Source organism: Acinetobacter sp. ANC 4654, from assembly GCF_002135425.1.
In the GTDB taxonomy this organism is placed as follows: domain Bacteria; phylum Pseudomonadota; class Gammaproteobacteria; order Pseudomonadales; family Moraxellaceae; genus Acinetobacter; species Acinetobacter kyonggiensis.
In genome coordinates, this window is the sequence record NZ_NEGL01000008.1 from 24,633 (window position 1) to 37,177 (window position 12,545).

Below are 12,545 nucleotides of genomic sequence, written 5' to 3' on the forward strand. Positions count from 1 at the left end.
AAAAACATGTCTACTCTTTTTCAACCTACTGCGCTTGTAGGCGCTATCGCTATTGCGATGGGTTTCTCCACTGTAACTTCTGCACAAGCAAATACCGATTCTGTTAATACCTCTTTAGAAACTTTAGTGGTTACCGCATCTCGTTCTGAAGAAAAAATTAAAGATGTACCTGCTCGTATTTCGATTATTGAGCCACAAATTCTTGAACAGTCGCCAATAGCAGCTTTACCAGATTTATTAAAAACAGATCCAAGCATTAATGTTGTTCAATCTGGTGGTTATGGTCAACAAACCTCTATTTTCCTTAGAGGATCTAACTCGAATCAAACCTTAGTGTTACGTGATGGTGTACGTTTAAATACGGCAACAACTGGTGCAGCATCTATACCATTTATAGATACCACTGATATTAAACAAATTGAAATTCTTAAAGGCCCTGCATCTGTTTTATATGGTACAGATGCGATTGGTGGTGTAATTCAATTCGTTTCAAAAACACCTGAAAAAACGGGTGCATTTATTACAGGTGAAATGGGTGAAAATAAAACTTACAAATCACTTGTTGGGGCTGATTTAGCAGAAAATGATTTTTATGCACAAATTCGTGGTCAACGCTTAGAAACTGATGGTACATCTGTATTTAACATCAATGATAATCGCAAATATAGTTATGATCAAAAAGGCTATAGTGCAAAACTTGGTGTAAACAAAGAAGCTTATGCTGCTTCTATAGACTATAGCCAAAATGAAGGAAATAGCCAATATTACAATAATGGCAATTTGGCAAATCAAGATTTTGAAAATGAAATCATCAATTTAAAAGGTCGTATTAACCCGATCCAAACACTTGAAGTAAATGGACGTCTTTCACAATTTAAAGATAATTTAGATCAAAGAACATCTAGTGGCTTTGTACACAGTACAACTCAAGAAGCTGAAATTTATAGCAAATGGAATTTCACATCTGCACAAAATGTTTTATTTGGTGTAACTCATCGTAATACAGATGCAAAAACTCAAGCAATTGATGAAGATATCGACTCTACAGGCTATTATATTCAACATCAATATGAAACCGATCGCCTACAAACACAAGTGGGCGTACGTGTAGAAGACAATGAAAAATTTGGTACACATAAAGTTGCTCAAGGTAGTATACGTTACCAGTTGCTTCCGAATACAAGCATCTATACTAATATAGGTTCTGCATTTAAATCACCAACGTTAAATGACTTGTATGGTTTTGGGGGTAATGAACTGCTTAAACCAGAAGAAAGTATTTCTTATGAAATTGGCATTGATCAAGTATTGCCGCTCAATATTTTAGTTGGCGCGTCTGCCTTTTATACTGAAGTTGATAACCTAATCAATTCTATTTGTGTGAGCACTTGTGACGGTGACTGGGTAACAACATTCCCAGTCTATCAAAACCAAAACGTTGACCAAGCATCAATGACTGGTGGTGAGTTAACTGCACAATGGAAAAATGAACAATATTTCATTAATTCAGGATACACTTATGTGAAAACTGAAGATGAAAAGAAAAATACTGAACTACTTCGTCGCCCACGCCAATCATTGACAATTTCTACAGGTCTACAAAATGTAAATTATGGTCTCAGTGCAGCATTGGTTGCAAAATCTAAAGCAAAAGACTTTAACCGTGACATTCCAGGTTATGCACGTGTTGATTTAAACGCTTATTGGAATATCAATCCAAGTATTAAATTATTTACGAACATTGAAAATGTCGGTGACGTAAAATATAAGACTGTTCATAGTAGCGGTGAGAAATACTATATCAACGGCGGTCGCCTAGCTTCTGCTGGAGTTACTTTCCGTTATTAATTTAACCTAAAGCCTCAAAAATACATTTAAAACAGCGCAGTTTATGGATAATGTTCTGACCGACATTATCCTTTTTTATGACTTAAAAATTTTAGGAAAAACTATGGGCCACCGTTTAAGCAAAATTTACACCCGTACAGGCGACTCAGGCACGACAGGTCTTGGCGATGGTTCACGCGTTGCCAAAGATGATTTGCGTATTATTGCTTTAGGCGATGTTGATGAACTCAATTCTTGCATTGGTATTTTACGTGCACAAATTACTGTCAGTTCAATTGAAGATAAAGCCGCTTGGGACAAATCTTTAAGCTTAATTCAACACTGGTTATTTGACCTGGGTGGCGAAGTCTGCATTCCAAACTACAATATGGTCTTGCCTGTTGCAGTTGAATTTTTAGAAAATGAAATTGACCGTATGAATGAAGACTTACCTATGCTCAAAGACTTCATTTTACCTGCGGGCACTTTGGCATGTAGTTATGCGCATCAAGCACGTTCAGTATGCCGCCGTGCAGAACGCAGCCTGATGACCGTACATAGCCGTGACCAAAATATTCAAGCCACTTCATTACAATTATTAAATCGTTTATCCGATTGGTTATTTGTCGCTTCACGCACTTTGCAACGTGCTGAAGGCGGTAGTGAAGTACTTTGGCAAAAAAATATTAATGAGACCATTTGAAATGCTCCTCATTAAATAGCATCTATTTAAATAACCGCAGACCATCCCTCAAAAATGTTCTGCCTAAATGCAATTCACAATTGTTCGATATATGAGGTGCATTGCACCGCAAGATTAAAAGTTGAATGTTTCTGCGATAAATTAACGCTCCAAAGAATATTCAACGCGTTTTGTGAATGGCAAAGTTTTTATTACACTATGTTTTAGCTCATTTAACGCTTTAAACTATCAGACTGTGTCGTAATAATAAAAACTCTGTAATGGAAAATCAGATATGAAAATTATCGGTCATCGTGGTGCACGTGGTGAAGCTCCTGAAAATACGTTAGGAGGCTTTCAATACATTCATGACTTAGGTATTCGAGCCGTTGAATTTGACGTTCGCCAACTTAAAGATGACGAACTAGTGATCATGCACGATGACAATTTTATCCGCACCACAGGTATCGATAAAAATCTTTATGAATGTACTCAGGCAGATTTAAACATTTATAATCAAGCCTCTATTTGGCTAGATTGGAAAAAAATTGAAGTCACTCCCACACTGCAACAATCCCTAAAAATCATGCACGACTTTGAACACCTTGAAGTTGAAGTCAAAGCCGTCACAACCATGCAAGAAGCTGAAAAACTGGTATTGCAATTAGAAAAGCAATTAAGTGGCTTTGAACACACTGCTGTCATCACCAGTTTTGACCTTAAAATTCATCAAGCCTTACAACAGCAACAATCCATCTTTAAACGAGGCTTACTGGTTGAAGATGATATTAAAGAACAAGCCATTGAACAGGCATTAAACTTAGGTTGTGGTCAAATCGGCTGGATGAATCAACTTGCAACTGATGACATCATTCAAGCCACACAAAATGCTCAACTCAACATTAGCGTGTGGACAGTCAATGCTATTGAACGTGCAAAGCATCTTCAACGTTTAGGCATTGATGGTTTAATTACTGACTTTCCTAAAATGATGCTAGAACACTTATCTGTATGACATCCACCAGATCCACTGATGTCACTTTTTTGCAATGAATGTGCTTTATTTCATAATAATAAATGCGCACAAAACAATCTATTTCGACATCATCAACAGTAAGGATAAATAAGATAACTCCAAACAGAACAAGCTCTTACTTTATGCTTCAAATATCATTTTTTAAGCCCTATCGTCGATCTTTAAATAAGCGGTCTTAGTCTTCGATAAAATCAATCAAATCTACTTATTATTCTGTTACTGTTTAGTACAATACAACTGTAGAATAATGCTAGTGCATATTTATTCGCTCATGCTAATATGACCAAGTTTTAATCCCTATAAATTGTATTGAATTAACAAATTCATTTATACCTTACCTTTACAAGGTTCTAGGAGTGCTGTTGGAGATGAATGCTCCCTTACCCAAAGCCCCAATTAACTGGATTGCAGTGTTTGCATTGGTACTTTTACCAATTGTGGCTGTAATCGCTATCCCTTTATATGCTTATCATCATGATTTTAGCTTAGGCGCATGGATCAGCTTATTTGTACTACTTGGTTTAAGTAGTTTAGGGATTACTGCGGGTTATCACCGTTTATGGGCCCATCGTGCCTATGAAGCGACCTTACCATTAAAAATCATTTTAATGCTTATGGGGACTTTTGCCGTTCAAAATAGTATTTTGTTTTGGGCTTCAGGTCATCGTACGCATCACCGTCATGTTGATGATATTGAACAAGATCCATATTCAATTAATAATGGCTTTTGGTATGCGCACATTGGATGGATGCTTCGTAACTATCCAGCAGCAGAATCAAATTATAAAAATGCACCAGATTTGTTAAATGACAAAGTGGTGATGTTCCAAGACAAATATTACATTCCGCTTGTCGTTGCTGTACATGTCGTGATTCTGACCACGGTTGGTTGGGCAGTTGGCGATATGTGGGGCGTATTATTATTGGGTGGTTTGCTTCGCCTGATTCTAAGTCATCATGTCACCTTCTTCATTAATTCACTTTGCCACATGTGGGGAAAACGTCCTTATACCGACGAAAATACTGCACGTGACAACTTCTGGTTAGCTATTGCAACTTGGGGTGAGGGTTATCATAACTACCACCATATTTTCCAATATGACTACCGTAATGGTGTGAAATGGTGGCAGTACGATCCGACGAAATGGTTGATTTGGTCGTGTTCAAAATTAGGTTTAGCCAAAAACTTACGCCGTATTCCAAGCTTTAATATTAAAAAAGCAGAATTGGCAATGCGCTTTAAATACGCTGAACAAGATTTGGCTGTTTATGGGCACAATGTCAATGAAGATATGGCCACTGCCAAACTCCGCATTGCACAGGAATATGAAGCGTTTACCCAAACATTAAATGACTGGGCAAAGCTGAAAGAACAAGAAATTCAAGCCAAGAAAGCCTCTGTCGCTGAAAAAATTCAGCAAATGGATCACAAACTTAAAGTGGATTTCCAATTGGTTGAACAGCGTCTTGCACACCACCGCAATACGTTAAAAATCCTGATGCGCAGTGTTAAAAAGAATCCTATTTCTGACTAAAATACTGTTCCGATAAAGCCCCCATTTTTGGTAATGCCAGTCAGTTAAGAAAATGACTGGCATTTTCTTTTGTAAATCCTAGATTTTATCGGATACACAGAAACGTCATCCGCAACTGTCTGAGGCAGGACTACATTGGCAATATATTGTTTTTGCAATTTTTTTGTTAATCCTCGGTAGTTGGCGAGTTTTGCGGATGACAAATGTTTTTGGTTCTTTTGGCGTATGAGAAACATTGTTTCGCAAGGAACGAACGAGCTCCAAATATCTGATCCAAAATGGTAAGACTCCGTCATGAATAACCAAAAAATTAAGGAAATTAAAACTGAACAACATGCAGGTGAACATGGTCATGCCCTATGGCGTACACAACAATTTGACAATATTCGGGTGCGGATTGTGGAATATTCAGCAGGTTATTTAGCCTTGCACTGCAAATAAAGCAGTGCTTTATTTTTGTTCATGGTGCTTAAAAGGGCACATCCTATTCTGTCTTGAAGGTGAATTACATACTGAACTTGAGGATGGTCGTAGCTTTACATTGACCGCTGGCATGAGTTATCAAGTTGCAGATCATGCCGAAGCTCACCGCTCCTCCACAACTACTGGTGCAAAACGCTTTATTGTGAATTAATCCTGTTTTAATCGTGCATCTATATCAAGTATAGTAAATCAACCCCCATTCAGTATTTTCCACTATGCAATTCAATCCCCGCTATCCTTTGCTCAATCCCAAGCTTTTTCATCAGCAAATGCCAGTTCCGCTAAAAGGGGCAAAAGCAGGTCATTTCAATGCTGCTTTGGCAGAGCAATTGCAATGGTCTGAGGCAGACAAACAGTCTTGGGTTGAAATCTGTAGCGGGCAAAAAACCTTTGCTGAATTTAAACCCCTTGCAATGGTCTATGCAGGACATCAGTTTGGACAATGGGCAGGACAATTGGGTGATGGACGTGGCTTACTGATTGCTCAAATTTTAGATAAAAATAATCAAACCATTGACCTGCATCTAAAGGGTGCAGGCTCGACCCCTTACTCACGTATGGGCGATGGTCGTGCAGTCTTGCGCTCTGTTATTCGTGAATATTTAGCGGGTCATGCACTGAATAGCTTAGGCGTAGCTTCAAGTAATGCCGTGGGCTTTACCTCGTCGGCGCAAGGCGTACAACGCGAAAAATTAGAACTTGGCGCAATGATGCTGCGTACTTCAGACTGCCATATTCGTCTGGGTCATTTTGAGTGGATTAATCAATATCAGCCTGAGCTATTAACAGACTTTGTGCAGAAATGTATTGAATGGCATTATCCTGAATGCCTTGATACTGAACAGCCTATTTTAGCCTTTGCCACCAAAGTCATTCAGCGCACCGCAGTAATGATTGCAAAATGGCAATTGGTCGGTTTCGCCCACGGCGTGATGAATACCGATAATCTTAATATCACGGGTTCCACGCTCGACTTCGGTCCTTATGGCTTTATGGAACGCTTCCGTCCCAATTGGATTAACAACCATTCAGACTACAATGCACGTTATACCTACCAGCAACAACCCAGTATCGGGCACTGGAATTTATGGACATGGCTCAATAATCTTATTCCACTTGCCCCTGCGGGAAATAAAGAACAATTTAAAGAAGATTTGGCCCAATGTTTAGAGCATTTTGAAACTACATTTTTAGAACATTACACGCTTGGACTATGTCAGAAAATGGGGCTACCCAGCTTCCATAAAGACAGTTTTGATTGCAGCATGGCTTTTCTTCGCATTCTGCAAGCAGAACAACTCGATTACACAGACAGCTTTATTCGTCTACAAAACAAGAGCTACACTGCCCTGCGTGATGATTGCTTAGATACCCGTCAGTTCGATACTTTTCTGAGCCAATATCAAAGCATTCGAGCAAACCAAGCAACTGATGAGCTAGATGCGGAAATGTTTAAAGTGAATCCACAATATACTTTACGTAATCACATGCTACAAAAAGCTATTGAGCTGGCAGAACGCAACGATTTCTCTGAAGTTGATCGCTTATTTAAACTATTCAATACACCATATACAAAACAAGAACTTTTAGAACAAGCTTCAGATTTAGCCCCACTACCAAGTGATGTACCTGAAGTGATGGTGAGTTGTTCTTCATAACAAAAAACGGAGCAATATGCTCCATTTTTTGTTGCGGTATTTTAAAGTTGAAAGGTTTTACCAGTGATATTGGGCATATAAAGAAGCACTAAAACGATGTGCCTGATTGCTGTCTAAATCATCGGTCATATATTTAGCACCAAAATTTTTATGCTGTACTGATAATCCCAAAGCATGTGTTTGCGGCTCTATATGTAGACCATATTTTAATTGTTCCGTTTTCCAAAAAGCATTCAGTTGAGCTAATGTTATATATTCATTTGAAAAACTACTAATGCTCGCACTCCAAGGCTTAGTTTGTACATCATAGCTAATTTCCGAACTTAATTTAAAAGGCAGTTTTTGACGATACTGTTTACTCTTACTTAATTGCCCATTTAAATCCATTCGAGGACGTTGATTTTGATCATAATGAAGGTTATAGCGCGTAAATGGAGCGTTATCCCAATACAAATAACTGAATAAATCATCGACCTGAAGATTAATTTTCCAATCTTTTTTGATTTGTCCATGTAAAGCAAAATCTAGGGCATAGCCATAACCTTGACTCGTTCTTCCATCCCAGCCCAATTCATCTTCTTTTAATGCAGGACGGTCATAACTATAGTCCAATGAACCATTTAACCAAGCGACTCGATCCATCAATTCGGTCATATTGGTTGTTTGACCAGTTGCTTGGAATTTACCATCTACATAATGACGTCCGATAAGCGCGGTTGCCCCTGTCACAATGGTCCAATCAGGATGAACCTTCCAATCATAGGCAAAACGAGTTCCCACTGTGTCGACATGTTGAGCTTCTAATGCTAATTGATTGTATTTGTTTGCATCAATTAACTGATCATTTTCAATTTGATAATAAAGCCTTGCCATATCATCACTAAAATGAATCTGATAGTCATAAGCCCAAATCCAACCAACAGTCCAATTATCCTGTTTAGTTTCTAATTTCATTTTCGCATGTGCAAAAGCATTATTCCCTTTTTTTAAATTAGGTGTTTCCCAACCATTTAAAAAGGCATGTACGCCAACAGGTTCACTATAAACATCTGCATTTACACTGTATTGAATCGTTTTTTCCGCATAAGCAGAGCATGGCAAACTTAGGGCCAATATGAATAAATATTTTTTCATTAGATATAAAAGAAGACAGCAAATGCTGCCTTCTTCTCAAGTTAAGTTTTAGATTAGGGAGCAATATAAGTTATTGTGTCATCAGTAAATTTCACGACATATTGCCCAGATGAATTTTTAGTTATAGCACCATAGCTTTGACCAGCGACTTTAATAGCAGATGAAGTAAACTTGTTTATATCTGCTATTTCTAAAGATGCGCCATTTTTATGCTTAATCACACCCGCAATAATTTGATGTTGTTGATCTAAATCTAAGTCATTTGCAGTTAACTCAATATCCAATGCATTTTTATCAACGACTACGGCAACAGTCGCTGTACCTTTGGTAAACTCAGCACGTTTTGCGGCAATATCAATACTAAATGGTGTAGGTGCTGCATTGGCGCCTTTTAAATTACCGCTTAATTTGACATTTAAATTCGCATTGATGAAATTAGTCGATGTTTCCTGTCCAGCACTCACATCAATAGCTTTAGATAAATCATTATTCAAATTGAATTTGGCTTCTAAATTCAACGATTCCTGCTGATAACCTACAAGACCTTTCAGTACCAACTCGGATGGAATCAATTGTTCAAGAGTCTCAACACCTTTATTAAATTGAACTTTTTTTGCCACAAAAGATAATTCACTTAAAGCAACTTTCACATCCATACTTTCAAAAACTAAACCTTGTAATTTCAAAGTCGCTTGATCTGGAATGCCTTCACGGTTTTCCATGGTATCTGCCGTAGCATAAACCATAGATGCAGTACTATCGGCGGTGAAACTAAATTTTGCTTTCTGAGCAGCACTATTTACTATTTCAATTACTCCACCATTCGCAACTTTAAAATTATAAGTACTCTGACTTGCAATAAATGGAGCTTCAATAACCATATTAGTGACATTTATATGTGTTTGATCATTGTAGATAAAATTATTCTTGTCTTTCAGCCAAGCTGGATTATTAAATTGCCAATTGGTCGACGTTTTAAAGCCATCCCAGTACCCAACATCAGCAGAACCATTTACTTTTACAGAACCCGCACTCACCTCAATACTTAAGGTGTTGTTTTTTAAATCATAATTAACAAAAGATTTTCTAGAAATAGCATAGTCTTCAAGTAACTTTTCTAAATCAGTAGAACTATATTGTTTAGATTGGCCATGTGCATCTTCAAGTGCTAATTCAGAAAGTAATGTAACCATTTCCGTTGCACGGCTCAAATCTGGAGATGTATCATTTATGACTTGTGTAGGAACTTTATATTGATCAGCAATATTTTGAAAACCATCATAATAAGAAACAATAGCATTGGTTGTTTTGACAAGTTGTTTTGCTTTTTCTAAATCTGAAGCAGGTGTCGTTACCTGTCCACCATCTGCACTACCAGATAAAGATGATCCACCACCACCGCCACCACAAGCGACTAAAGACAAACTACACATCATCGCAATTAATGTTTTTTGCAACATTATAAATCCCTCGAATTAAATTTTATATTTAGAATGAATTAAGCGAACGAAAATATCTTTTTTTGAACAAAAATTCAACTTATTAATTGGTAATTTATTATTTTTAATAGAATTTATTAAAAAATTTATAATGACCACCAGATAAAGATATAAACTAAAGCAACGGAGCTTTCATAATTTCGTTTCAGCATGTCATGTCAAGCGGTGATACCTCTAAAATACGTCAATCTAACAAATGTGTTTTCTACTAAGTGACTAATTTTATATAAATACCAATCCATATAATCATTGCTTGTTTTTGTATTATAGTTCTTTGGAATATTCGTCTTAGTTTGAGTTTTTTAATTTTGGTTCTGGCAGAGAATCTAAGTCATCAGCTTTATCAATACAACGTACTCCTGTTTGATCTAAATCGAATAGATTGACTAAATCAGAAGTAATGTTGATCTCTTGTATTATTCCATCACCAATCATGACTTCAATAAAATTACCAAAGGCTACGACCAATCTCTTGGTTTTAATCTCCTGTAGCAGGTTAATGTTCCGAATATGCGTAGCATCAATAAAATGCCCATTTCAAATCAACCTTTTTTGATCGTAAACTAAAATCATTTTAGTGATTTACTGCCCTTATATCTGCTCCTAAACTGCTTAAACACAAACTAAATTTACCAAAATATTCATTTAAATCAACTCAATATCTACCTGCTCGCACGCTATAGAGCATAGTTTTAATGAAATTTATGAGATTTTATTGAAGATAAAGATTAAAATTACGAAGAATACTTTTTAGCTTGATCCAGTGTTGCTCCCTCAGTATGGTAGGAGTCATAGCGAGTATTCAATTTTTGGGTAATTCAATTTTACAAACTCGCTATTTTTGAACAACAAATGGCAACAGCCCCTAAAATTTATCCACAAACCCTTTTAATTATTGAACTTTATGTTCAAATAATATGTTTGAACCCACAATGAATAAAAAATACATTCTTGCACTAACTTTTATTATTCTAATCATCATGACTGGTGCTGGCCTTTATTTAAAATATCAAAAATTTATTCCAACCCTATCCAACCAAGTTCAATTTCCCAATACATTGTCTGATATAGAAATCACTCATATCCGTAAGCAAACACCAATTAGTAGCATCCATGTTTATAAAGCAGCGCGCTTGGTCAAATTATTACATCAAGATCAAGTTATTCGAAGCTATCCGATGCGACTTGGCTTCACCCCTACAGGGCATAAAACTCAAGAAGGTGACGGTAAAACACCTGAAGGTCGCTATATCATTGACTGGCGTAATCCTAAGAGTGCGTTTTATAAATCTTTGCATATTTCTTATCCAAACCAGCAAGATAAAGCAACAGCAACTCAGTTAGGTCTCTCTACCGGTGGCAATATTATGATTCACGGTTCTGCCACAAGTAAGCAGGTAGAAAAACTCCCGATGCTCATGGATTATATGCCCCAAAATGATTGGACTTGGGGGTGTATTGCCGTCCGTAATGTCGATATGGATGAAATTTGGAAACTGGTTGATAACCATACGCTTATCGAAATTTATCCTTAACCATATTTTAATCTTCAAGGTAAATATAAAAATGACAATAAATATTCATCAGATTGCCCGAAATATTGCCCAGACACTCACAGCATCTGAATGCTCTCAACCTTTTGGTGCCCAATGTGATGTTTATAAAATTTTAGGCAAAGTTTATCTGATGGCATTTGAACTGAACGGCATCCCTATATTGAATGTCAAAGTTGATCCGCAACACGGCGATATGCTGCGGGATTTCTATCCGTTTATTCATACTGGATATCATATGAATAAACAACACTGGATCTCCATTTATACTCATGAGGCGATCACTAAAGAACTCCTCGAAGATTTAATCCAGTCTTCCTATGAACTTGTAACCAGTAAACTGACCAAGCTGCAAAAACAGCATTTAGCTACTCTTAAATCGATGCCATAAAAAAATGGATGGCGACATGGCACATCCATTTTAATTTTTTAAACTAAACTTGATTAGTCTTCAGGATATTCAAAACGATAACCCACACCATAGACTGCTTGAATCCATTCATGACGGTTGCCTGTTTCAGCTGCATCCGAAATTTTACGGCGTAGATTTTTAATATGACTATCAATCACACGATCCGCCACATCAAAACTATCTGGATTAATATGATCGAGTAACTGTGCACGTGAATACACTTGCCCGACATGCTCTAAGAACAACTCAAGCAAACGAAATTCAGTGGGCGTTAAATTCAAGGTTTTTTGTTGATACCAAATACGTTGTTGCGCTTTATCCATACGGAATAAGTTATTTTGCTCAGGCTCAGCTTGACGATCCAAACGACGTAATACCGCTTGTACACGAGCCACCAACTCTTTCGGACTAAATGGTTTGCAAATGTAATCATCTGCGCCCATGTTTAAACCCAATACACGGTCAATTTCTTCAGTCCGTGCAGTAACCATGATAATCGGTAAATCAGACTGTTCACGCACCTTACGGCAAATGGTTAAACCATCCATACGTGGCACCATTAAATCCAAAATCATTAAGCTAGGTTTACGCTGCGTAAAGCTATCATAGGCTTCCTGACCATCATGAAACATACTGACTTCAAAGCCTGCTGCTTCTAAATAGTCTCGCACCAATTGTGCAAGTTCAACTTCATCTTCAACCAGCATGACATGTTTCATGAATCTT

Annotated in this window: 10 protein-coding genes and 1 pseudogene; 8 read left to right on the forward strand and 3 right to left on the reverse strand. The window is 37.2% G+C overall.

Going from position 1 to position 12,545, the window contains the following annotated elements:
- Positions 1-6: 6 nt before the first annotated feature.
- The 6 genes and pseudogenes from B9T24_RS12845 to B9T24_RS12870 all read left to right on the forward strand — a co-directional run bounded on the left by B9T24_RS12845 (position 7) and on the right by B9T24_RS12870 (position 7,221).
- Entirely contained in the window at positions 7-1,848 is a 1,842-nt protein-coding gene (locus B9T24_RS12845; protein WP_086166139.1) for a TonB-dependent receptor plug domain-containing protein, read from the forward strand.
- Between the two features lie 103 nt (positions 1,849-1,951).
- Positions 1,952-2,530, forward strand: a complete 579-nt coding sequence (locus tag B9T24_RS12850) for a cob(I)yrinic acid a,c-diamide adenosyltransferase (protein ID WP_086166233.1) — start codon at positions 1,952-1,954, stop codon at positions 2,528-2,530.
- A 274-nt stretch (positions 2,531-2,804) separates the two neighbouring features.
- The gene (locus tag B9T24_RS12855) at positions 2,805-3,524 is read left to right on the forward strand and encodes a glycerophosphodiester phosphodiesterase (protein WP_086166140.1); all 720 of its coding nucleotides are present in this window, start codon (positions 2,805-2,807) and stop codon (positions 3,522-3,524) included.
- Between the two features lie 389 nt (positions 3,525-3,913).
- Positions 3,914-5,080, forward strand: coding sequence for an acyl-CoA desaturase (locus B9T24_RS12860; RefSeq protein ID WP_086166141.1), 1,167 nt, complete (start codon positions 3,914-3,916; stop codon positions 5,078-5,080).
- A 294-nt stretch (positions 5,081-5,374) separates the two neighbouring features.
- Positions 5,375-5,714: pseudogene (locus B9T24_RS17025) on the forward strand (DHCW motif cupin fold protein).
- Between the two features lie 64 nt (positions 5,715-5,778).
- A complete protein-coding gene (locus B9T24_RS12870; protein ID WP_086166142.1) occupies positions 5,779-7,221 on the forward strand; it encodes a protein adenylyltransferase SelO in 1,443 nt (480 codons plus the stop codon).
- A gap of 57 nt (positions 7,222-7,278) precedes the next feature.
- Here the strand turns inward: B9T24_RS12870 and B9T24_RS17145 are convergent, their stop codons facing one another.
- A complete protein-coding gene (locus B9T24_RS17145) occupies positions 7,279-8,355 on the reverse strand; it encodes a hypothetical protein (RefSeq protein WP_228145719.1) in 1,077 nt (358 codons plus the stop codon).
- 53 nt (positions 8,356-8,408) lie between these two features.
- Positions 8,409-9,815: a hypothetical protein gene (locus B9T24_RS12880; RefSeq protein WP_086166143.1), complete on the reverse strand. Its 1,407-nt coding sequence runs from the start codon at positions 9,813-9,815 to the stop codon at positions 8,409-8,411.
- Positions 9,816-10,786: 971 nt separating this feature from the next.
- Here B9T24_RS12880 and B9T24_RS12890 point away from each other — a divergent pair.
- Positions 10,787-11,389, forward strand: coding sequence for a L,D-transpeptidase family protein (locus B9T24_RS12890; RefSeq protein ID WP_086166145.1), 603 nt, complete (start codon positions 10,787-10,789; stop codon positions 11,387-11,389).
- Between the two features lie 31 nt (positions 11,390-11,420).
- Positions 11,421-11,798, forward strand: a complete 378-nt coding sequence (locus B9T24_RS12895; protein ID WP_086166146.1) for an MmcQ/YjbR family DNA-binding protein — start codon at positions 11,421-11,423, stop codon at positions 11,796-11,798.
- A gap of 53 nt (positions 11,799-11,851) precedes the next feature.
- Here B9T24_RS12895 and B9T24_RS12900 read toward each other — a convergent pair whose 3' ends face one another.
- The gene (locus B9T24_RS12900) at positions 11,852-12,538 is read right to left on the reverse strand and encodes a response regulator (protein WP_086166147.1); all 687 of its coding nucleotides are present in this window, start codon (positions 12,536-12,538) and stop codon (positions 11,852-11,854) included.
- Positions 12,539-12,545: the final 7 nt, after the last annotated feature.

Coding starts and splice junctions, on each gene's coding strand:
- B9T24_RS12845 (WP_086166139.1), top strand. CDS start 7: ATGTCTACTCTTTTTCAACCTACTGCGCTTGTAGGCGCTATCGCTATT.
- B9T24_RS12850 (WP_086166233.1), top strand. CDS start 1,952: ATGGGCCACCGTTTAAGCAAAATTTACACCCGTACAGGCGACTCAGGC.
- B9T24_RS12855 (WP_086166140.1), top strand. CDS start 2,805: ATGAAAATTATCGGTCATCGTGGTGCACGTGGTGAAGCTCCTGAAAAT.
- B9T24_RS12860 (WP_086166141.1), top strand. CDS start 3,914: ATGAATGCTCCCTTACCCAAAGCCCCAATTAACTGGATTGCAGTGTTT.
- B9T24_RS12870 (WP_086166142.1), top strand. CDS start 5,779: ATGCAATTCAATCCCCGCTATCCTTTGCTCAATCCCAAGCTTTTTCAT.
- B9T24_RS17145 (WP_228145719.1), bottom strand. CDS start 8,355: ATGAAAAAATATTTATTCATATTGGCCCTAAGTTTGCCATGCTCTGCT.
- B9T24_RS12880 (WP_086166143.1), bottom strand. CDS start 9,815: ATGTTGCAAAAAACATTAATTGCGATGATGTGTAGTTTGTCTTTAGTC.
- B9T24_RS12890 (WP_086166145.1), top strand. CDS start 10,787: ATGAATAAAAAATACATTCTTGCACTAACTTTTATTATTCTAATCATC.
- B9T24_RS12895 (WP_086166146.1), top strand. CDS start 11,421: ATGACAATAAATATTCATCAGATTGCCCGAAATATTGCCCAGACACTC.
- B9T24_RS12900 (WP_086166147.1), bottom strand. CDS start 12,538: ATGAAACATGTCATGCTGGTTGAAGATGAAGTTGAACTTGCACAATTG.